The organism is Curtobacterium oceanosedimentum (assembly GCF_040545555.1).
Classification (GTDB): Bacteria; Actinomycetota; Actinomycetes; order Actinomycetales; family Microbacteriaceae; genus Curtobacterium.
Genome location: NZ_JBEPMD010000010.1, coordinates 41,771 through 62,697, shown reverse-complemented (window position 1 = coordinate 62,697; position 20,927 = coordinate 41,771). Strand labels below are relative to the sequence as shown.

Genomic DNA, 20,927 nt, shown 5'->3' with positions numbered 1-20,927 from the left:
CTCCCGTCCGTCCTGTGGTCGCGTCTACCGGACCGCCACCACCCGCACGTCCCAGGCCCCGAGCGACAGCTCGGATCCTGCGGCGAGCGCCGCGCCGTCGAGGACGTCCTCCGCGTCGACCGGCACGGTGAAGGTGCTCGGCGTCCAGGACCAGTTGTGCACGACGTGCACGGTCTCGCCGCGGGCGTTCGTGGCGGTCTGCACCGACTGGGTCTCCGTCTGCGGACGCCAGGCCGTCGCCCAGCTCCCCCGTTCGACCGCCCAGGCGGCGACCGCCGCGGCGAGCGCCGGGTCCGGCACCGTCCCGACGTACGTCACCCGGCCGGAGCCGTGCGCACGGGTGGTCACGGCGGCGAACCGGCCGTGGTGCGGGTGGTCGTAGTCGACGAGCACGTCGGCGTCGTCGACGAGCAACCCGTCCGCCCAGCGGGTCGCCGTCGCGCCGGTCGGCACCGTGAAGCCGTGGTCCACGGCAGCGGTGCCCGCGGACACCGGTACGCGTCGGCTGAGGTTGCTGAACTCGTCGTAGTGCACGCCGGCGGCCACGTCGAGGAAGGCCGGCTTGCGCTCGAGTCGGGCGCGGGCCTCCTGGTCCTCGTACCCGGTGCGGATGCCGACGACCAGGTGTCCGCCGGCCTCGGCGTAGTCCGCGAGCCACCGCAGCTGGTCGTCCGTCGCGATGGTGAACGCCGCTGCGACGAGGACCGGGCGCTCCCGGGCGACCACGGCGGGATCGCGGTCGAACAGCTGCGAGGGGTGCACCGTGTTCGCCTGCAGGCCGGCCTCGAACACCCCGCGGGCGAACGCGTCGTACACGGTCTGCCACGAGCGGCGGTCGGGCTCTGCGCCGTCACCGAGTGCGGGGTGCTCGTTCAGCGCCCACTTCGACTCGTTCGAGAACAGCAGGGCGACGTCGGCGTGCGGTCGGAGCCCGGCGACCCGGTCCCCCGCGTGCCGGAACTCGGCGCCGATGCGGGCGATCTCCTCGTAGGTGCGGCCCGGCTGCTGCGAGTGCGGCAGCACACCGCCCCAGTAGGTCTCGACACCGAAGTGCAGCGTGTGCCAGTGCCAGTACTCGATCATCGACGCGCCGCGGGAGACCAGCGCCCACGCGGCCTGCCGCCACTGACCCTCGTAGGCGGGTTCGTTCATCCACGAGAAGCCGATCGCCTGCGCGTTCGTCTCGGTCACCAGGAACGGGGCCTGCTTCGACCCGTACATCCGGTCACCGGTCGCGACGACGGACCACGCGCCGGAGGACGTCCAGTACTGCGGAGCCTCGTCGGTGTTCGGGAGTTCGAGGGCGTCCTGCATCCGGTAGTACGGGTTGCCCGCGGTGACGTCGAGGGCCCGGGTGAGGGCGTCGTCCTCGACCGTCGGTCGCTCGTACGAGATGCAGGTGGTGACGAACTGGTCCTCGCGGGCGTACTCACGCACGATCTCGGCCTGCCACGCGATGAAGTCCGTCGTGAGGGACGCCTGGAACCGGCGCCAGGCCAGGTCGTACTGCGGCTGCACGTTGCCGTCCGGTGTCCACAGGTCCGCCCAGGTCGACAGCCGGTGGGACCAGTAGGTCAGGCCCCACTCCTCGTTGATCCGCTCGACGCTGCCGTAGGTGTGGCGGAGGTGGTCGACGAAGCGCTGGAACACCTCGGGGTTGGCGATGAGCTCGTTCCCGGGCTCGTTGTCGACCTGGTAGCCGATGACGGCCGGGTGCTCGGCGTAGCGGGCGACGATCTTGCGGATGACCCGCTCGGCGTGGAACAGGAAGGCGGGGTGGGCGTGGTCGATCTCCTGGCGGGCGCCCCAGCCCATCGGCTCCCCCGCGGTCCGGCGTCGCACGTTCACCTCGGGCACGATGCGGGCGAGCCACATCGGCAGCGCGTAGGTCGGCGTGCCGAGGATCACGCTGATGCCGTGCTCGTGCGCCGCGTCGAGCACGGGCGCGAGCCACTCGAGCTCGAACCGGCCGTTCTCCGGCTCCCAGGTGCTCCAGACGGATTCGCCGACCCGGATCACCGTGAAACCGGCCTCCTGCATGAGGCGCATGTCCTCGTCGAGCCGTGGGGTGGGCTGGTACTCGTGGTAGTACGCGGCGCCGAAGAGGACGCGGTCGTGCTGCATGGTGCGGGGTGCTCCGTTCGTGGTGCGGTGGTCCGTGGTGCGGTGGCCCGAGGTGCGGTCCGTGGTGCGGTGGTCCGTGGCGCGGTCCGAGGTGTCGGTCATCCCTTGACCGCCCCCGCGGTCAGGCCGTCGAGCAGCTGCTTCCGGAGGAGCAGGAACACGAGGATCGTCGGCACGCTCGCCAGTACGGCGCCGGCGAGGACGAGGTCGTAGGACCGGTTCTCCGACGCGAAGATCGCGTTCAGCCCGAGCGGCAGCGTGTACTGGTCGGAGTTCGACACGAGCACGAGCGGCCAGAGGAACGAGTTGTAGCTCTGCAGGAAGCTCCACACGGCGAGCGCCCCGAGGGACGGCCGGAGCAGCGGGAGCACCACGCGGCGGAAGGTGCCGAACTCCGAGTTGCCGTCGATGCGGGCGGCCTCGATGATCTCGTCCGGGATCGACTGGGTGATGAACTGCTGCATCATGAAGATCCCGAACGCCGGCGCCACCCACGGCACGATGAGCGAGAACCACGGGTTCGCGAGCCCCGACTTCACCACGAGGATGAAGAGCGGCACGAGGATCACCGCGAACGGGACCGACAGCGACGAGAACATCACCGCGAACAGGACCCGCTTCCCCCGGAACCGGAACTTCGCGAACCCGTACCCGGCCATCGCGCAGACGAAGACCGACACGACGGTGGCGATCACGGCGGTGCCGACGCTGATGCCGAACCACGCCCAGAACGGCTGCGTGGTGAGCAGGTTCACGTAGTTCTCACCGGTCGCCGGGCTCGGGACGAGCGTGGGCGGGGTGGAGAAGATGTCGCCGCGGCGCTTCAACGAGCCGGACAGCGCCCACAGCAGCGGGAACACGAACACGAGCAGCAGCACCACGAGCGTGGCGTAGAGCAGGCCGCGACGGGCGATCCACCCGGGGGTGCGCGGCGGGCCGGACCGTGGGCGGCGCGTGCTGCCCCTGGTGGTCACGGCCTCGGTGACGGTGGCGGTCATGCGTCCCTCCCGATGGCGAGTGCGCGGTTGAGGATCTGGCTGACGCCGAAGACGACGACGAACAGGACGACACCGGCCGCGGCCGCGTAGCCGAACTGCTGCCGTTCGAAGGCGGCGCGGTAGATGAACATGGCGACGGAGAGCGTCGCTTCGCCCGGGCCGCCCTTCGTGAGCAGGTAGGGCTCGTCGAACAGCTGGGCGGCGCTGATGAAGCTCGTCACCACGACGAAGGCGGTCACCGGGCGGATCGCCGGCAGGGTGACGTTCGTGAACTTCCGGAAGGTGCCGGCCCCGTCGAGCGAGGCGGCCTCGTACTGCTCCGGGGAGACGTTCTGCAGCGCGGCGAGGAAGAAGATCGTCAGGTACCCGACCGTGCGCCAGAGGAGCACGAAGCCGATCGCGACCTTCGCGAGCGTCGGGTCGCCGAGCCAGTCGGTGTTCGGCAGCCCGAACAGGGCCTTGAGCGTGGCGTTGAGCAGCCCGTAGTTCGTGTCGAAGACCAGGCTGTAGATGAGCGCGATGACGATCGGCGACAGCACCATCGGGATGAAGAACGTGACGCGGAACAGGTCACGCGCTCGGAGCCCCTTGGCGTTGAGCGCCTGCGCGACGAGCAGCGAGACGGGCACGATGACGAACACGGCGATGAGCGTGTAGATCAGCGAGTTCACGAGGGCCGTGCCGAAGCTCGTGTCCCGGAACAGGTTCGCGTAGTTCCGCAACCCGATCCAGTTCGGCGCCCCGAGGCCCACCCACTCGGTGAGCGACAGGTACACGGCGGCGAGCACCGGCACGATCATGAACAGGGCGTACAGCACGTAGAACGGCGCGATGAACAGGTACGGAGCGCTGCCGCCGTTCGTGTTGAGGCGGCGCCGCCTGCCCGGTGGGTCGGCTGCTGCGGGCGAGGCGGACACCGGGATGCCGGTGGCGGTGGATGTGGACAACGTCGTCCTCCTCAGGCGCGGGTCTGACCGCGGAAGTCGGCCGCAGCGGCGTCGAGCGCCTGCTTCGGGGAGATCTGGCCCTTGTAGGCCTTGATGAGGTAGCCGCTCAGGACGGTCTGCAGGATCGCGGCGTTCGCGCTCTGGTGCTGCGAGGGCACCTCGTCGATGACCGACTTGTAGACGCCGAACAGCTGCTGCCCGCCGAAGTACGGGTCGCTCAGCGCTGCGAGCCTCGGGTCGTCGTACACGGAGCGGAGCGTCGGCAGGTACCCGAGGTCCTCGTACCGCTTCACCTGCTGGTCGGGGTCGAGGTACGCAGCGAGCACGAGGTCGATGCCGGCCTGCGTGAGGGGCTTGTCGCGGAGCACCGCGAAGCCCGTCCCGCCGCCGACGCTCGTCGTGCTCCCGCCGCCGGCGAACCGCGGCAGGTTGCGGACCCGCCACTTGCCCTCCTGCTCGGGCACGTTCGGCTTGATGCCGTAGCTCGCGTACCAGGAGGGCATGTCGACCGCCAGGATCGTGCCGCCCTTGAGTCCGGACTGCAGGCTCGGTCCGTACATGTCGGCGACGGTGGCGATCGCGCCGGTCTGCACGCCGTCGACCAGGAACTGCAGGGTCCGCTCGGCCTCGGGCGTCTGGATCGCGATGTCGCCGGACTCGTCGTACAGGTCGCCGCCGCGCTGCAGCAGCAGGATCTGGTGGCTCTGCAGTGTGCCGCCGGGGTCGGTGACCGCGACGGCGTGGAGCGAGACGCCCTTGCTCTTGTTGAGCTTCGCGCCGACCGCCATCGTCTCCTCCCACGTGGCCAGGTCGTCGGGGATCCCGAGCGCCCGGAACTGGTCGGCACGGTGGTAGTAGACGCAGAGCGGGGTGTCCGAGTCGAGCGCGTACAGGCGCCCGTCCTTCGAGAACGGTGTCAGCCGCGCGCTGATCAGGTCGTCCCGCTTCGACGCGACCGACGACGACAGGTCGCTCAGCAGCTCCTTCGCGATGTCGCCGCGGAGCATCCGGCAGAACGCGCCGATCTCGAGACCGGCCACGTCCGGCGTCCCCGTCCCCGCGACCGCCTGCGCGATGAGCTTGGTCGGGATGTCCGCCGCCGCGATGGTGGTGATGTCGAGGGCGTAGTCGAACCGCGACTTCCGGTCGGCGACCGGGAGGGCCTCGGTGAAGAACTTCTCGTAGCCGGGGTCGTGCGTCCAGAAGGACAGGTCGGCCCTGCCCGAGCGGACCGCCGCGGTCGACTGCGGGGAGCAGGCGGCGAGCAGCCCGCTCAGTGCGAACGCACCGCCGGCGGCGGCGCCCCAGCGGAGCAGGTCGCGCCGGCTGGGCGCTCGGTGGCCGTCGCGGCCGGGAGGCACGGCTCCCGTCGATCCGGGAGGTCGCGTTGGTACTGGGGTCACGTGCTGACTCCTGACGTCGTCGTCGGGGTGATCGGTGGGGTGGGTGGCGAGCGCTCGTGAGCGCTCACTCGGCGGACCGACGCGAGTCGAGCCTCCCGGCCGGGCTCAGTCGGCGGGGCGGAGGTGACGGCGCTCGGCGGAGGGCGGCGCGCTGGTGGCGCGCGTGATGAGCTGGCCGGGGAGCATCCGGTGCCGCTCGGCGGGCGGGTGGCCGTCGAGGGTGCGGAAGAGGCGGTGCATCGCGAGACGGGTCGACTCGTCGAAGTCCTGGCGGATCGTGGTCAGGGGCGTGGGCAGGTAGGCGGCGATCGGCATGTCGTCGAAGCCGACGATGCTGATGTCCCGTGGGACGGAGAGCCGGGCCTGCTGGATGGCGGACATGGCGCCGATCGCCATCTGGTCGTTCGCGACGAAGACCGCGGTGACGTCCGGCCGGGCGAGCAGCGAGCGCATCGCGTCGTGGCCGCTCCGGGGAGACCAGTCCCCCTCGACGGGTGCGTGCTCGGCGACACCCGCGTCCTGCAGGGCGGCGCGCCAGCCCTGCTCGCGGCGGACGCTCGACGTCCAGTTCGCCGGGCCGGCGATGTGCCAGACGGTCTCGTGACCGAGGGCGAGCAGGTGGTCGGTCGCGGCGAAGGCGGCACCGCTCTCGTCGAGACCGACCGCCAGGGTGTTCTCGCGGTCGGCGACGTCGGGCGGACCGAGCGTCAGGACCGTGACGCCGGTCGGCATGCGCAGCTGGTCCATCTGGTTCTCGACCGGCTCGGACAGGACGATCGCCTCGACGCCCTGCTCGACGAGGGAGTCGACCGCGGGCTGGAGCTCCTCGGCCGAGGCCGTCACCGTGCGGACGATCGACAGGGCGTAGCCGTTCGAGCGGCAGGCCTGCTCGACGCCGGTGAGCATCGCGGTCGGGCCGTACAGGTCCGTGCCGATCGTGATGATGCCGACGCGTCGGGAACGCTGGGACTTGAGCGTTCGTGCGGCGGCGTTCGGGCGGAAGCCGAGCTCGGCGATGGCGGACTCGACCTTGGCGCGGACGGCCTCGGTGACGTGGGGCTCGCCGTTGACCACGCGGGAGACGGTCTTCTGCGACACCCCGGCGAGAGCAGCGACGTCGGTCATCGACGCTGGGCGGAGGCGGCGCACGGGTGCGGTGTCGCTCATGGGCCAGCTCCTTCGCTGCGTCGGGTGGTCACCCGTCGGGCGGGCGTGGGAGCAAGACAACCACGGCAATGACTACGTAGTCAAGGCCCGATCGGACCTCGCCGCCCAGAGGGCGGGCCGTGCGGCGCGCTGCGCGCGTCGGCCGCGTCCGGTCACCCCAGAGGCTCGACCCCGTAGCTGACGACGACCGCCCGCAACTCCTCCAGGTACGTCTGCGCCTGCTCCGTCAGGGGCACCGAGGAGTGCGCGATCCACCCGATCTCGATGCGCTCGTCGACGTCGAGCGGGATGGCGACGATCTCCGGGTCGAGGTCGTCACTGATGAGCCCGGTCGAGATCGTGTACCCGCCGAGCCCGATCATGAGGTTGAAGATCGTCGCCCGGTCCGACACCCGGATCTCCCGCTTGCTCGACATCGTCGACAGGATCTCCTCGGCCAGGTAGAAGGAGTTGTTCGCGCCCTGGTCGAACGTCAGGCGCGGCAGCTCGGCGAGGTCGTCGAGCGTCGCCCGCTCCTGCGTCGCCAGCGGGTTCCGCCGAGCGACGAAGACGTGCGGCTGCGCGGCGAACAGCGGCGTGAACACGACCCCGGCGTCCCGCATCAGCTTGCCGAGGACCTGCCGGTTGAAGTCGTTGCGGTAGAGGATGCCGAGCTCGCTCCGCAGCGTCCGGACGTCCTCGATGATGTCCCACGTGCGGGTCTCGCGCAGCGAGAACTCGTACTGGTCGGCGTCCGCGCCCTCGACCATCCGGACGAAGGCTTCGACCGCGAACGAGTAGTGCTGCGCCGACACCCCGAGCAGCCGGCGCGAGGCCTGACGCCCGACGTACCGCTGCTCGAGCAACGACACCTGCTCGACCACCTGCCGGGCGTACCCGAGGAACTCGACGCCGTCGACGGTGAGCACGACCCCACGCGCAGAACGGGTGAAGAGCGGCCGGCCGATGCGCGCCTCCAGGTCCTTCATCGCAGCCGACATGGTCGGCTGCGAGACGTAGAGCAGGTCTGCGGCCGCGCTGATCGATCCTTCGGAGGCGACCTCGATGAAGTACCGCAGCTGCTGCAGGGTGATGTCGTTCGAGACCCGAGCCATAGGAACAGGCTATGCGACTGCATAGCGTCTCGGTATTACCTGATGACCCGCGCCTCCCGTCATGATCGGAGGACTCTTCCCACGGTGCCCGCGGGCGCTCGACGACCGGACTGCGGACCATGACGAACGACATCACCTTCAGCATCAGCAGGACACGCTTCGACGAGGACTACTCGCCCGCCGAGAGCTCCCGTCTGACGACGAACTTCGCGAACCTGGCCCGCGGTGCGCACCGCCAGCAGAACCTCCGCAACGCCCTCGCGCTCATCGACGCGCGGTGCAACGACCTCGCCGGGGACCCGGACGGTGACCGCTACCGGATCGAACTCGACATCGTGTCGGTGACGATGCACTTCGAGGACGGCGGACAGGTCGAGCGCTTCCCCCTGATCGAGGTGCTCGACGTGACGATCGTCGACCAGCACTCCGGCGAGCGCCACCAGGGCATCGTCGGCAACAACTTCTCGTCGTACCTCCGCGACCACGACTTCGCCGTCCGCCTGCCGTCGGCGGCCTCGCTCCCCGCCGACTTCGGGCTGCTGCACGGGCAGCTCTTCCAGCACTTCCTGCGGTCGGACGCCTTCCGGTCGGAGTTCGACGCGGAGCCGGTCGTCTGCATCAGCGTCTCGACGAGCCAGACCTACCGACAGACCGGCTTCGTCCACCCCGTCCTCGGCGCGGAGTACGAGCACGAGCACTCCTCGCTCACCGACGACTACTTCGGACGGATGGGCATGCAGGTCCGGTACTTCATGCCGCCGGGCTCGAAGGCACCGCTCGCCTTCTACTCGCGCGGCGACGTCGTCAGCGACTACTCGGACCTCCAGCTGATCGGCACGATCGCCACCATGGAGACGTTCCAGAAGATCTACCGCCCGGAGATCTACAACGCGAACGAGACCGCTCCGAGCACCTTCCGCCCGACGCTCGACCACGACGACTGGACGTCGACCGGCATCGCCTACGACCGCGAGGAACGCAGCCGGCTCGGCGTCACGCAGGGCCGCTGGACCGAGGAGCACCTCGTCACACCGCACCGCGACTTCCTCGACCGCTGGCTCGCCGAGCAGACCACCCTCACCGGCCACGCTCTTCCCGCCGCACCCGCCGCCCTCGCCCACTGACCGACTGGATCTCCACGCGCATGAGCACGCTCCTCCCCACCGCGATCGTCGGCAGCCTGCCGAAGCCCTCCTGGCTCGCCGAGCCCGAGCGACTCTGGTCCCCCTGGCTGCTCGAGGGTGACGCCCTCGTCGAGGGCAAGCAGGACGCGCTCCGCTCCGCCGTCCACGAGCAGGAGCGCAACGGCATCGACATCGTCAGCGACGGCGAGCAGACCCGCCAGCACTTCGTCACCACCTTCATCGAGCACCTCGACGGCATCGACCAGGAGCGCAAGGAGACCGTGCGCATCCGAGACCGCTACGACGCCGCGGTGCCCACGGTCGTCGGTGCCGTCAGCCGCCCGAAGCCGGTGTTCGTCGACGACGCTGCATTCCTGAGGGCTCAGACCGATCGGCCGATCAAGTGGGCGCTCCCCGGCCCGATGACCATGATCGACACCCTCTCCGACCAGCACTACAAGAGCCGCGAGAAGCTGGCGTGGGAGTTCGCCACGATCCTCAACCAGGAGGCACTCGAGCTGCAGGACGCCGGCGTCGACGTCATCCAGTTCGACGAGCCGGCCTTCACCGTGTTCCACGACGAGGTGCAGGACTGGGGCGTCGCCGCGCTCGAGCGCGCCACAGAGGGTCTGCGCGTCGAGACCGCCGTGCACATCTGCTACGGCTACGGCATCGAGGCGAACAACAGGTGGAAGGAGACCCTCGGCGCCGAGTGGCGGCAGTACGAACGGTCCTTCCCGCTCCTGCAGCAGTCCTCGATCGACATCGTCTCACTCGAGTGCATACACTCACACGTCCCGCTCGAACTCGTCGAGCTCATCCGCGGCAAGAAGGTCATGCTCGGCGCGATCGACGTCGCCACCGAGCAGGTCGAGACGCCCGAGGAGGTCGCCGCGGTCCTCCGCCGGGCCCTCGACCACGTCGATGCCGACAAGCTCATCCCGAGCACCAACTGCGGCATGGCGCCGCTGGCGCGCGGGGCGGCCCTGCAGAAGCTCGGTGCGCTGTCCGCGGGTGCGGACATCGTGCGGGCCGAGCTCGCGAACGTCGCGGTGCCGGCAGCGCGGTAGTCCCCCTGCTCCGCAGGACGGCTCGCCTCAGCAACGGGGCGAGCCGACCGCCGTGTCCCCGCCTGCGCTGGTCAGGCAGCCAGGCAGCCAGCCCCGGGCGCTGTCGCTCGGAGTCACAAAAAGCACTCCAATAGTTCGCTCCGTTCGTGCAAGCGTGCGACCACAGCTCTCGGCTGCTGCAAGGATTACTCGGCGGTGAAGGACCGTTCTTTGGATGGCTGCCTCAGCAGGCGCCGACAGAACCCCAGGGCCTCACGTTGAGCTGCTCTCCGTCTCGACGTGCTTATGCTTGTGTGCACGATCGAGGGGGGACGCGTGACTCAGGGGTGGAAGATCGATGTCGTCGGCGCGCAGGATGTGGTGACCAGCACCGCGCATTCTGGTGAGCAGGTTCAATCGGCGGCGTCACGCTTCGAGTCCGCACTCGGCGACGTGGTCCACTCGCTCACCAGCACGACGGCAGCCGCCGCCGCCGCGGGATTCGCGCGTGACCATCAGGATGACGGTCGTGCCGCAGTGACGGTGGTGTCCGAAGCACTGACGGCCGCAAACGGCGCCATGCGCGCCTTCGCCGAGGGGGACGAGACGATGGAGGCGGAGACGAGCACCGCGCAGGCCGGGACGAGGGTCTCGCGTGACTGATCGACTCATCAATGTCGGCGATCTTCCGCGGATAGACGCATTGCCCGACACTGTCTCCAGCGCCGCCCGGTCGCTACGAGATTCGACATCAGACATCGCTCGCGCCAGCGCGTCGGCGCAACGCGCTTGGAGCGGCATCGGCCGTGTCCTCAGTTCTCCTGGCGCCACTGACTCGCTCCCGCTCGCACTGCACCCCCTCTCGAACCGCACGGCAGCTCTGGCGCAGACCAGTTCCGCTGTCGTGACGGCACTAGATACCTTCGCCGACGACCTCACCACACTGAGGCGCTCCCGCAAGAGGCTCCTGGCGGACATCGAGGAACTCCGCAACCGTGTCGCGGCGACGTCATCGAATGATGATGTCCCCGCGGAGTACCAGGCGCAGAACGATGACCTGCACCGCCGCACATCTCGCCTGACAAGTCATTGGCAGAGCGCTCAGGACGATCTCGCACAGGCGCTTCAACGTCACACTGCGGCCGGTCCGCTCACTGGACCGATGGTCGCGACGGGGTTCAGTGCGCCACTCTTTCGACCGCTCGTCGATTTCAGTGCCGCTGTCCAAGGCTTCGTGGACGCCGCCTACCTGCCGCTGCTGGCGCAGCTCGCAGCGAAAGGCCGTGAGGCGATCGAGCGGTGGATGCGCGATCATCCGGCAGAGCGCCAGTACGTCAGCAAGCACCCGCCGAAGGCCCCTGAAGTGCGATCATGGTGGGGCAGCCTCAGCGCGGAGGAACGCGATGCTCTCGTGTTCGGCGCTTCGACGCTGATCGGCAACCTCGAGGGCGTGCGGTACGCGGATCGGGGAAGGGCGAACCGTCACACTCTCGAAGCGGAACTGCCCAAGGCACGCTCACGGTACGCCGCCCTGACCGGACGCGTCGGCCGCGGCGAACCACTCGACTCAGCTGAGCAAGCGGAGTACGCCCGCCTTGCTGAGGAGATCGGCGCCCTCACTTCACTGCAGCAAGCCCTTCATGACGGGTCTGCGCTGACACCGCGAACGATCGTGTCGCTCGTACTCGGGCAACCTCCGCTGGCCGCGATCGCGATCGGCGACATGGACACAGCGTCCCGCGTCACGGTCGCCGTGCCGGGGATGGGGAACACCGTTGCAGACAGCATGCGCGGCTGGACCGGCGGCGCCCAGAACCTGTACGACGCGCAGCGTTCCGCGGCTGCCCAGGTCCACACCGATCCGAACGTCGCGACGGTTGCCTGGATGGGGTACGACACCCCAGCAATGCCACCGAGTATGCAAGTCATGTCCTCCGACAAGGCCAAGGCCGGCGCCGTGAGGCTCAGCGACTTCCTCTCCGGTATCTCCGACACTCGCTCGTGGTCGGGCGGTCAGCATCTGTCCGTCGTCGCGCACTCGTACGGGACTACGACAGCCACGATGGCGACGGCGAAGACGCCCGTATCGAACGTCACGCTCCTCGCCTCTGCGGGAATTGACAAGAGCGTGCCCAATGCTTCCGCTCTCGACGTTCCACAGGGGCATGTCTGGACCAGCCAGTCCAGAGCCGACTACATCGCGAACCTCGGGCGCGGGTCGGTCGAGAGTGGCATGGCGGCCGGCCATGGAGACCAGCCGAGCACCTCCGGCTCAGCCTGGACTCGGTCCACGCTGTTCAACGTGCCCAGCGACCACCCCCTGAACCCGGCAGACTCCGAATGGGGAGCGCGGACCTTCTCGTCCAATGACGAACGCGTCGATGGCGATGCATACCCTGGCTCGGACGGGCACTCAGCAACGCCGGCGACCGAAGCTGCCCTGGCTCGTCAGGAGCCTGCAGAACTGGGTTACCTCGACCGCGGAACTTCGTCACTTCGCAATACGGCCTACACGAGCCTCGGGTACACCCCTGGCGGGAAACGGATTCCATGAGAACAGTGGCCCGCTCCCTGCTCATCCTCGGTGCTACCGGGGTAGCAGTGCTGATGATCACCGGATGTTCGAACAGCCGCCCAAACGAGGAGCCGAACGTGAACCAACCTTCCGCCCGATCGGAGCCGAGCGCGACGAGCGCGAAGGCCGCATGGGACGACCTGAACGAGCGGATTGAGTCGACCCAGTCGATGGTCCCGGGCGAGTGGGAGGCGTCGGACTCCGGCGCGTCAGCGTGCGGGACCTCCGGGGCGCAGTGGGGCATCACCCGACTAGGTCCGGGCGCGAGCGCCGACGACCGAACGCGGATCATCGACCGGATCGAGGCTGCATGGAAGGACAATGGTTGGGAGCCGACACGGAGCACGATCGGCGGTGATGCACCCGGACTGCAGCTCCGCTACCCGGCCGGCGGAGTCTTCAACGACGGCTTCTTCGTGGAGATCGGAATCACGGAGTACGGGTCGAGCATCCAAGCGCAGACGCCTTGCGCGCAAGGCGACGCTGATTCGCTGAATGACGAGCAATACGCGTACGAGCACCAGGACACGACGCGTCTGCCGTCCGCCGCTCCTTCCACTGACCCCTCATCCTGACGCGACTCAGGCGAATAGGTGACCTTCCTCCCGGTGACCGAGCGTGTTGTCGGTACCCTTCACTCGTTTCTCCGCGACACCGACCCGACACTCACGGGGCTCGTCTACCCGCGAGCAGCGACCCCTCAGCGTAGGGCCCTGCCGGCTCGCGCACGGTTCGCCATCCGTCGGCCGTCTTGCTCCCGCTTGCCGGTGCCTGCGCGGAAGTTCACCGTTCATGTTCCGGCAGGTTAGCGCCGCGGCCGTGGCGGGAGCAATGGTGATCGTGCTCGCCCTCGAGATGGGTGCAGCGGACCTCGTGACGTGGCTGACGTAGCGGGCCGCGAACGGGACGCTCAGCCGGAACGATCTGGCCGGCGTCCGGACGCCGGTCACCATGTCGAGCGACGAGGCCTGGCAGACCGGGCACCGCGCCACCCTCCGACCGACGCTGATCTCCGGCGCGAGGACCGGACCGGGCAGGAAGACTGACACACTCACATCAGGCCGGGGGCGTTGACTACGCACATGATCACCAAGGCGAAGATCCACGAGATCGAGAACGCGACCGTCAAGGACCGCGACGGCGCATCCGTCGGCAAGGTCGCGCAGGTCTTCCCCTCCGCCGAGGACGGCAGTGCCGCGTTCGTCAGCGTCGCGACCGGACTCCTCGGGGGTCACACCGTGCTCGTCCCGGTCGAGGACGCCACGTTCGACGGCACCGACCTGCACGTCGGCTACTCGAAGAGCGCGATCAAGGATGCCCCTTCCCCAGGAGCCGGGAACGCCTTGACCGACACCCAGGCGAATGCCGTCAGCAAGCACTTCGGGCTGTCCCCGGCAGGCAAGGCGACCGGCGACATGGGCGACCCGCACGAGAACCTCGACCAGGCCGGTACCGGTCCGGCGGGCGCTGACGACACCGAGGGCGCGGGAGCGACGCCGCCGGCGTGAGCCGCACCAGGATGCTCTTGTGAGCGACGACCGAGACATCTTCGCACCGGAGGTGCGCGGCACCTTCTTCCGCGCGGTGGACCCGCGATTCCGCGCATCCGCCATCGCAGGGTCACGGTCCGCAGGCCGGTACTCCCGGGCTGACGAGCCCACGCTGTACCTCAGCTCGTCCGTCGAGGGTGTGGAGGCCGCACTGGTGGCGCATCCGGACACGCGCGCCAGCGAGCCGGTGATCGTCGAGGTGGACGTGGTGGCGTCCCGGATCGTCGACCTCCGCGACCCGGCCGCTCGTTCCGAAGCCGGGGTCGACCTCGAGGACGCGACCGCTCCGTGGCAGCAGGTCGTCGCCGACGGTGGCGTCCCGGCCTCGTGGCAGGTCCGAGACCGCCTGGCGGCACTCGGCGCCGACGGCCTCATCGATCCGTCGAGGAAGCGCCCGGGCCTCTGGCACCTCGTGCTGTTCCGCTGGAACACCGACGGTGCGGCGCAGGTACGCGTCCGGACAGAGGCCGGCTGAGACCGTGCCGGGCTCGACGACACGTAGGTGACACTGATACTTCGCTGTTCTCCGCCGGGGGCGCTAGCGTCGTCGGCATGGACGGTGCGGTGGTGTTCCCGATGGCCCTCGAGATCGGGGCGGCTGCGCTGGTCACGTGGCTGACGTGGCGGGCCGCCAACGGCTCCCTGCCACGGAACAGCCTCGCCGGCGTCCGGACGTCGGTCACGATGTCCAGCGAGGCGGCCTGGCGGATCGGCCATCGTGCAGCGCTGCGCCCGACGATCATCTCCGGCCTCCTCGTGACGGCGTGGTGCGCGATCAGCATCGGAGTTCCAGCGCTCCACACACCTGCCGCCGTCCTCGTCGCCGCTGGTCTCCTCGTCGGTGGAGCACTCCTGTCCATCCCGGCCGCCCACCGCGCCGTACGACGAGCGTTGCCCGAGGCTGGAGGCGACGGTTCTCACCCCGATGGCTCCCCCCGCGACCCCGTCGCCCGTCTCGAACGGGGGGGACACTGACGACGCCGGTACGGTCGGATGATGCTGTGCACGTGGGTGTCCCATCCCGAGGTGATCGTCGACCCAGCCGTCTGGATCCAGGACTGGGGTCTGTCACCGGCCGGACGTGACCGTGCAGCACGCATCGCGGCACTGTTCCCCCATCCCCTCCGCATGGTCAGCAGCAGCGAGCGGAAGGCCCTGGACACCGCTGAGATCATCGCCGGGCAGTGGGGCACGGAGTTCGAGGTCGACGAGGACCTCGGTGAGATGGACCGCAGCGCGACCGGCTACCTCGACCCGAGCGAGTTCGAACCGACCGTCGACGCGTTCTTCGCCGAACCGCAGCGGTCCGTCCGCGGCTGGGAACGTGCGATCGACGCCCAGAGCCGTGTCGAGCGCGCGGTCCGACGCATCGCGGCGCAGACGCCCGAGCGGGGCATCGCGTTCATCGCCCACGGCGGGGTCGGCGCGCTCCTGCTGGCGAGCCTCCGACGCGAGCGCATCAGCCGCGCACTCGATCAGCCCGCGATGGGCAGTTCGTTCACCTTCGACCCGCAGGACTGGACGGTGCTGTCGTCGTGGGAGCACGTCCGCTGAAGCGGCGCGTGGGTAGGCCAGCCCGGACCGGACAACGGTTCATCCGCTCGACGCCAGTACCCTGACCTGCAGGGGAACACGAGGGGGGAACCGATGAGCGACGACGTCCGGGAACGATCGACGGCATGGCAGCTGGGGTGGCTCGCGGTGTCCGGACCAGCCGTGATCGTCGTCAGCGTGGTCCTGTACATCCTGCTGCACGCCGCCTTCATGGGCTACGCCGTGGTGTTGCTGCAGCTCTGGGTCCTCGCCGCCGTCGTCTTCGGCATCTGCGCCGTCGTCACCGGCACGCGTGATCGGAAGCGGCAGCGGAGGGACGCCACCCGCGGTGCGGTGATCGGCGTCGTCGGGGCTGGCCTGAGCGCCGCGGAACTCGTCGGCTTCGGCTCCCTGGTGGCTTCCCTCAGCGAACAGTCCTGACCGAGGGCACCCCGTGGACGACCAGCGCACCATCGCCCAGATGAACAGCCCACGGAAGGCGTTCCGGGTCACGGCCCGGGCCGGGTTCATCGTCGCGGCGGCGATGTTCGTCCTTCCACTCGCCCTCCCGCTGGTCGGCGCCGGCGCCCACGCCATGGCGATAGTCAGCATGACGGCCGCGTGGGCCGTGCTGGTGTCCGCGTCCTCGTTCGCGGCGATGGCGGCCACGAAGCCGGGCGGCCACCCGTGGGTGCACCAGCTGTGGGCCGCCCCGGTCGCGATCATCGCGATGGTCCCCGGCGCCGCGATCGCACTCCTGCTGTACGGGTGGCTCGCGTAGCCGGCTCAGCACGCAACCACGCAACCACGCGACGGGCGGGTGCCGTCGCGCCCGCGGGATGCGCGCCTCCAGATCCGGACTGGAGGCGCGCCAGCGGTCCGTCCGGCCGCTCCCGTGATGACGGGGTCGCCTCGGCGGACCGGTCGGGCTGTGGGAGAAGCTTTCGGTCAGTCCGACGACGAACGGACGAAGAGGTAGTCGGGACGAGGCACATCGAGTGATCCGCTGTAGAAACCGAGTGCTCCGTTGGTCGGGTAGCCCTGGCGCACGAAGTGGTCATCGAAGTAGAACCGGATGCCGGTCGAGTTGCCGTCGGCCACCTTCCATCGTCCGGAGAAGCTCGCCGAGTCGCCGTTCGCACAACCCGGAGGGCTCGTCGCAGCGGTGCCGGTTCGGCACGCGAGGTCGATCGGGATGTTGCGCGCTGTGTACGTCCGGTCCGCCGACACGGTGAACTCCGTCGCTCGATCACCGTCCGCTCCCTCGAGCACCCAGGTGCCGGTGTAGTCCTCCGGCTCGGGCTGTGCCGTGACGGCGCAACCGGTCATCAACAGCGTCAGCACCGCGATCGACGTCGCGATGCCCGCCGGATGTTTCGCCACCACTTCACCTTCTCCTTCCACGTGAACCGCTCCGTCACCCGCGAGAACGGCCTGTGGTCTCCCAGCGGCTCGGTTCACCGCGTCGTGGTCGAGCTCGGGGATCCGCAGGGCCGAGCCGAGCGTGGTCTCGTTCGTTGCCGTGTACTCGACCACGGCGGTTCCGTCGTCGCCCTTCGACACGGCCCTCCCATCCACGTCGTACGTCCCGAGAGCAAGGACGTCAAGTCCGGCAGCGCGTACGCGGTCAGGTCTGTCGATCCGGTCACCGTTGTGTCCCCCGTAGATACGGTGTCATCTCACTCGAAGCTAACGCAGGCTTGCCGTCCGTGCCGCTGATCCTCGAGGGAACCGGCCTGATGGATCGGAACGCCCGACTGCGGTGATTGCATCGTGGCGAGGACCGGCTTCATCGTCGCAATGGTGATGTTCCATGCGACGGGCGGGTGCCGTCGCGCCTGCAGGATGCGCGCCTCCAGGTCCGGATGGGAGGCGCGGTGGCGTTCCGTCCCGCCGCTCACGTCGCCGCGCGTCACCCTGGTACCGGGCGTCGATCAGTCCCAGGGACCGTCCGCGGTTCCGAGGTGTTCTGCACCGAGCGGTGTGATCGGCAGTGCCGCGAGGCTCGCGATCCCCACCTGCAGGAGCGCCGCTCGTGAGGTCCCGACGCGTCCGATCGCCCCCATCCCCTCGATGACCGCGCAGAAGTAGGTGCCGAGCGCCTCGGCGTCGGCGTCCGCCTCGACCTCGCCGGCCGCCTGCGCGTCCACGATGCAGGCCGTGTAGCCAGCGCGGATGGTGTCGAAGGCCTCGGTCACGGTGGCGGCCACCTCGGGATCCCGAGCCGACAGCTCCACCGCCGCGCGGAGCAGCAGTGACGGCGGAGCCTGCGCCGCCCCGTGCTCGACCGCAGCGGAGACCAGCTGCGTCCGGATCCGCGCGATCGGGTGCTCGGCGCTCCGCAGGACGGACTGCACGACCTCGACGGCGTCGGCGGTGTCGCTGAGGAACGCGCGCATGAAGAGTTCCTTCTTGCCGCCGAACGTGTTGTACAGGCTCTGCCGACCGAGCCCCGTCGCCGCGAGCAGGTCGTCGAGCGACGTGCCGTCGAACCCGGACTCCGCGAACGTGCGCCGGGCGCGCTCGACCACGTCGGCCTCGTCGAACTTGCGCGGTCGGGGCATGCGGACTCCTCAGAAGTCGTTGTTGACTGATCAGTCAAGCACGGCGTACCGTTCTGGACCAAGCAGTCAACAACATGTCCAGGAGGTCATCATGACGCGAACACTGCAGGGCAAGACCGCACTCGTTACGGGCGGGACGTCGGGCATCGGACTCGCGGTCGTACGCCGCTTCGTCGCCGAAGGAGCCCACGTCTTCGTCACCGGCCGGCGGCAGGAGGCGCTCGACGCACTGCACGACGAGTTCGGCCACGACGTCACGCCGATCCGGGCGGACGCTGCCCAGCCGACTGACATCGCGACGGTCTTCGCCGCGGTCGCCGAACGTGGTCGCGGTCTGGACGCCGTCCACGCGAACGCCGGCGGCGGGGAGTTCAAGGCACTGGACGCCGTCACCGCCGAGGACTTCGAGGCGACGTTCGGCACCAACGTCCGCGGGACCACCCTCACCGTGCAGGGCGCGCTGCCGTTCCTGCGCGAGGGCTCGGCCGTCGTCGTCACCGGTTCGACGGCGGCGTCCGGCACCGAGCCGTCGTTCGGCCTGTACGGGGCGTCGAAGGCAGCGATCGCAACTCTCACCCGCACTTGGGCGGCCGAGCTCGCACCGCGCGGCGTCCGGATCAACACCGTCGTCCCCGGGCCGACGGAGACGCTGGGTCTCGCGGGCCTCGCCACGGGCAGCCCGGACGCGATGCTCCAGCAGATGGCGAGCGGGATGCCGTTCGGTCGACTCCTCCGTCCCGAGGAGGTCGCCGCCACGGTGCTCTTCCTCGTGTCCGACCAGAGCTCGGGGATGACGGGGAGCGAGCTCCTCGTCGACGGCGGCAGCAGCATCGCCTGATCCACGGGTCGGCCGGGTTCCGGGCCGACGGTCAGGACCGAGACGGATGCGCCGTCTCCTCGGTCAGTTCGATGTAGTCGACGGCGAGCCGTTCGACCGCTCGACGGAACGAAGGACCGGGCCCGGCGCCTCGTTCGTCGAGTTCATCGAGCTCGTCGTCGACGAGTGCGAGCTGCTCTGCACCCTGGGGCCCCTCGTGGCCGATCTCCCGGTGCACCCAGGACGCGAAGGTGCGGAGCGTCCAGTGCCCGAGGAGGAACCGGTGACTCGCGACACGCAGCGCGAGGAGCGGCACGTCGTCACCCGTGAGGTCCACGGGGCGCACCCCTGCCTCGACGAGTGCCGCCTGACCGAGCTCGACCGCGTCGGAGGTGGCGGCGCCGGAGTACAGGGAAGCGAGTGCGACGAGCGCGTCACCGTCGTGTCCTGACGCCACGAGCTCAGCCGCGAGGGCGCTCACCTCGTCGGTCGAGACCATCCCGAAGGCGAGAGCCGCATTCGCTTCCCGCAAGCTCGAGATCGTCGGACGGAACAACCCGCCGGTGCTTGACGTCGCGGGCCCTCCCCGATCGACCGGTCGGTCGTCGCTCGGAGGAGTGCGCAGCACTGCTGACCGAGGCTCCACCAGACCGCGAGGGACCCGAGCGAAACAGACCGTCGCCCCCGTGGATGGCTGACCGTGACCGTGCTCGTGGGCGCACTCGCTGCACATCGTCAGCGGTTCGTCCGGGTCCATCGAGTGTTCAGCCCACGGGTGCTCGCACTCCGGACAGGCCGTGGTCCGCAGCCGCTTGACGGCGTACCGGTGGTCGAGGACCACCGGTGCGCCCGCGCCCCAGGGCCGCCAGCGCCCCCAGCGACGCACCGCGATCGGTGTCGTCCCCACATCGAGCAGCGCCTGGCTCTGCGCGGAGGTCGTCACGACGATCCGGGCGGGGGCGACGCCGACGAGCGTCACGGTCGTCGGGGTCACCTCGACCCGGTCGAGCACGAGCTCACCGGCCCCACCGACGGAGTCTGCGGAGACGTCGACCGCGTTGGGGACCGTCAGCGTCACCGGCAGACGAGCTGTCCCCGCGCTGGTGCCGTGTTCGACGGCCCAGCCGCGCAGCACCACCCGCCCGTCGGCCACCTGCGCGTCGCCGACGTCGAAGGTCGCATCATCGAGCATCGCGAGGTCACGCAGGGGCACGGCGCGATCCTCCCATCGTGACGCCGGTCGCGACAGAGCGGTGCCGGTCGCGCGTCACGCGGGCGGCTACGGTGTGCGCGAGCTTCTCCGGCCGTACGCGGAACCCCCTCCTTCGCTGCCGGCGGGCATCGAAGCGAGTCGCCACCTGCTGCGCCCGCCGGATGAACCGGGGGATCTCGTGGGGCACCTGCCCCTCCGCCCCGACCACGTGTACGACGTGGAAGGGCCGTGAAGGCAGCGGCGTAGGGTCCGTCCCCGTCCAGGGTTGCGGGCGTTGAGCGTCCGGTTGGGGATCGGCTATTGAGACTGTGCGGATGTGCTGTTGAGTGCGAGTTTTTCGAGGACGTGCACCAGCACGGCCGGGTCGACTCCCTCCGTGCGTTGCAGGAGGTGTGTGCGGACCGCGGCTGCGTGGATGGGCCTGGCTACACGCACGAGGCGCGCTCCCTCGTCCGTGATGCTCACGAGCACACCGCCGTCGACCGTGCTGCGGCTGACGAGGCCCCGGTTTTCCATCCGTGTGAGTTGATGAGAAAGGCGGGTGCGGTCCCACTGTAGCGACGCACCGAGGTCGTTCTGGCGGAGCTCGCCGCCACCAACTTCGACGAGTCGGGTCACGATCCCGAAGTCCTGATCGGACAGTCCCGAGCCGGCCTTGATGTCTTCGGCCACCCGTTGTCGGACCTTGTCAGCCGCGATCTTCCAGGCATGCCAGAGACGTTGTTCCTGCTCGGTCAGCGGTGCGGTCACGCGGCAAGCCTAGCTATGA

The 20,927-nt window shown here is 69.5% G+C and carries 23 protein-coding genes and 1 pseudogene; 13 read left to right on the top strand and 11 right to left on the bottom strand.

The window, feature by feature from the left end:
- Positions 1-24: 24 nt before the first annotated feature.
- The 6 genes from ABIC52_RS11905 to ABIC52_RS11880 form a co-directional block, all read right to left on the bottom strand.
- On the bottom strand, positions 25-2,226 hold the full coding sequence (locus ABIC52_RS11905; protein WP_354027427.1) for a beta-galactosidase: 2,202 nt from the start codon (positions 2,224-2,226) through the stop codon (positions 25-27).
- A complete protein-coding gene (locus ABIC52_RS11900) occupies positions 2,223-3,122 on the bottom strand; it encodes a carbohydrate ABC transporter permease (RefSeq protein ID WP_354027426.1) in 900 nt (299 codons plus the stop codon). The genes ABIC52_RS11905 and ABIC52_RS11900 overlap by 4 nt, the downstream gene beginning before the upstream one ends.
- Entirely contained in the window at positions 3,119-4,069 is a 951-nt protein-coding gene (locus tag ABIC52_RS11895; protein WP_354027425.1) for a carbohydrate ABC transporter permease, read from the bottom strand. Before ABIC52_RS11895 ends, ABIC52_RS11900 begins: the two co-directional genes overlap by 4 nt.
- Before the next feature lie 11 nt (positions 4,070-4,080).
- On the bottom strand, positions 4,081-5,430 hold the full coding sequence (locus tag ABIC52_RS11890) for an ABC transporter substrate-binding protein (RefSeq protein ID WP_354027424.1): 1,350 nt from the start codon (positions 5,428-5,430) through the stop codon (positions 4,081-4,083).
- A gap of 147 nt (positions 5,431-5,577) precedes the next feature.
- A complete protein-coding gene (locus ABIC52_RS11885; protein ID WP_209679494.1) occupies positions 5,578-6,639 on the bottom strand; it encodes a LacI family DNA-binding transcriptional regulator in 1,062 nt (353 codons plus the stop codon).
- 152 nt (positions 6,640-6,791) lie between these two features.
- Positions 6,792-7,733, bottom strand: a complete 942-nt coding sequence (locus ABIC52_RS11880; protein WP_354027423.1) for a LysR family transcriptional regulator — start codon at positions 7,731-7,733, stop codon at positions 6,792-6,794.
- A 119-nt stretch (positions 7,734-7,852) separates the two neighbouring features.
- Between ABIC52_RS11880 and ABIC52_RS11875 the strand changes: the two genes are divergently transcribed.
- From ABIC52_RS11875 to ABIC52_RS11820, 12 genes and pseudogenes are all read left to right on the top strand, one after another.
- Positions 7,853-8,857, top strand: a complete 1,005-nt coding sequence (locus tag ABIC52_RS11875) for a putative oxygenase MesX (protein WP_354027422.1) — start codon at positions 7,853-7,855, stop codon at positions 8,855-8,857.
- A 20-nt stretch (positions 8,858-8,877) separates the two neighbouring features.
- Positions 8,878-9,927, top strand: coding sequence for a methionine synthase (locus ABIC52_RS11870; RefSeq protein WP_354027421.1), 1,050 nt, complete (start codon positions 8,878-8,880; stop codon positions 9,925-9,927).
- A gap of 315 nt (positions 9,928-10,242) precedes the next feature.
- A complete protein-coding gene (locus tag ABIC52_RS11865) occupies positions 10,243-10,569 on the top strand; it encodes a DUF6507 family protein (protein WP_354027420.1) in 327 nt (108 codons plus the stop codon).
- Positions 10,562-12,460, top strand: coding sequence for an alpha/beta hydrolase (locus ABIC52_RS11860; protein ID WP_354027419.1), 1,899 nt, complete (start codon positions 10,562-10,564; stop codon positions 12,458-12,460). The genes ABIC52_RS11865 and ABIC52_RS11860 overlap by 8 nt, the downstream gene beginning before the upstream one ends.
- A gap of 47 nt (positions 12,461-12,507) precedes the next feature.
- Positions 12,508-13,056 (top strand): hypothetical protein, encoded by a 549-nt coding sequence (locus tag ABIC52_RS11855; RefSeq protein WP_354027418.1) that lies wholly within the window; start codon positions 12,508-12,510, stop codon positions 13,054-13,056.
- Positions 13,057-13,402: 346 nt separating this feature from the next.
- A pseudogene (locus tag ABIC52_RS11850) lies at positions 13,403-13,555 on the top strand (SdpI family protein); the annotation flags it as partial.
- A gap of 8 nt (positions 13,556-13,563) precedes the next feature.
- Positions 13,564-13,989, top strand: a complete 426-nt coding sequence (locus ABIC52_RS11845) for a PRC-barrel domain-containing protein (protein WP_354027417.1) — start codon at positions 13,564-13,566, stop codon at positions 13,987-13,989.
- 19 nt (positions 13,990-14,008) lie between these two features.
- Positions 14,009-14,506, top strand: a complete 498-nt coding sequence (locus ABIC52_RS11840; RefSeq protein ID WP_354027416.1) for an RES family NAD+ phosphorylase — start codon at positions 14,009-14,011, stop codon at positions 14,504-14,506.
- A 77-nt stretch (positions 14,507-14,583) separates the two neighbouring features.
- Positions 14,584-15,006 (top strand): SdpI family protein, encoded by a 423-nt coding sequence (locus ABIC52_RS11835; protein WP_354027415.1) that lies wholly within the window; start codon positions 14,584-14,586, stop codon positions 15,004-15,006.
- Between the two features lie 51 nt (positions 15,007-15,057).
- Positions 15,058-15,585 carry a histidine phosphatase family protein gene (locus ABIC52_RS11830; protein ID WP_354027414.1) on the top strand — a complete coding sequence of 176 codons (528 nt, stop codon included), beginning with the start codon at positions 15,058-15,060 and terminating at the stop codon, positions 15,583-15,585.
- Positions 15,586-15,678: 93 nt separating this feature from the next.
- Complete coding sequence (locus tag ABIC52_RS11825; RefSeq protein ID WP_354027413.1) at positions 15,679-16,005, top strand: hypothetical protein; 327 nt, start codon at positions 15,679-15,681, stop codon at positions 16,003-16,005.
- Positions 16,006-16,045: 40 nt separating this feature from the next.
- Entirely contained in the window at positions 16,046-16,345 is a 300-nt protein-coding gene (locus ABIC52_RS11820) for a hypothetical protein (RefSeq protein ID WP_354027412.1), read from the top strand.
- Between the two features lie 167 nt (positions 16,346-16,512).
- Here ABIC52_RS11820 and ABIC52_RS11815 read toward each other — a convergent pair whose 3' ends face one another.
- The 3 genes from ABIC52_RS11815 to ABIC52_RS11805 form a co-directional block, all read right to left on the bottom strand.
- Positions 16,513-17,127 (bottom strand): hypothetical protein, encoded by a 615-nt coding sequence (locus ABIC52_RS11815; protein WP_354027411.1) that lies wholly within the window; start codon positions 17,125-17,127, stop codon positions 16,513-16,515.
- A gap of 116 nt (positions 17,128-17,243) precedes the next feature.
- Positions 17,244-17,465: a hypothetical protein gene (locus tag ABIC52_RS11810; RefSeq protein ID WP_354027410.1), complete on the bottom strand. Its 222-nt coding sequence runs from the start codon at positions 17,463-17,465 to the stop codon at positions 17,244-17,246.
- 33 nt (positions 17,466-17,498) lie between these two features.
- On the bottom strand, positions 17,499-18,128 hold the full coding sequence (locus tag ABIC52_RS11805; RefSeq protein WP_326496808.1) for a TetR/AcrR family transcriptional regulator: 630 nt from the start codon (positions 18,126-18,128) through the stop codon (positions 17,499-17,501).
- A gap of 91 nt (positions 18,129-18,219) precedes the next feature.
- On the opposite strand from ABIC52_RS11805, the gene ABIC52_RS11800 reads away from it, so the two are divergent.
- Entirely contained in the window at positions 18,220-18,966 is a 747-nt protein-coding gene (locus ABIC52_RS11800) for an SDR family NAD(P)-dependent oxidoreductase (RefSeq protein ID WP_354027409.1), read from the top strand.
- A 31-nt stretch (positions 18,967-18,997) separates the two neighbouring features.
- On the opposite strand, the gene ABIC52_RS11795 is transcribed toward ABIC52_RS11800, so the two are convergent.
- Complete coding sequence (locus ABIC52_RS11795; protein ID WP_354027408.1) at positions 18,998-20,158, bottom strand: hypothetical protein; 1,161 nt, start codon at positions 20,156-20,158, stop codon at positions 18,998-19,000.
- A 297-nt stretch (positions 20,159-20,455) separates the two neighbouring features.
- Entirely contained in the window at positions 20,456-20,908 is a 453-nt protein-coding gene (locus ABIC52_RS11790) for a MarR family winged helix-turn-helix transcriptional regulator (protein WP_209824042.1), read from the bottom strand.
- Between the last annotated feature and the right edge of the window lie 19 nt (positions 20,909-20,927).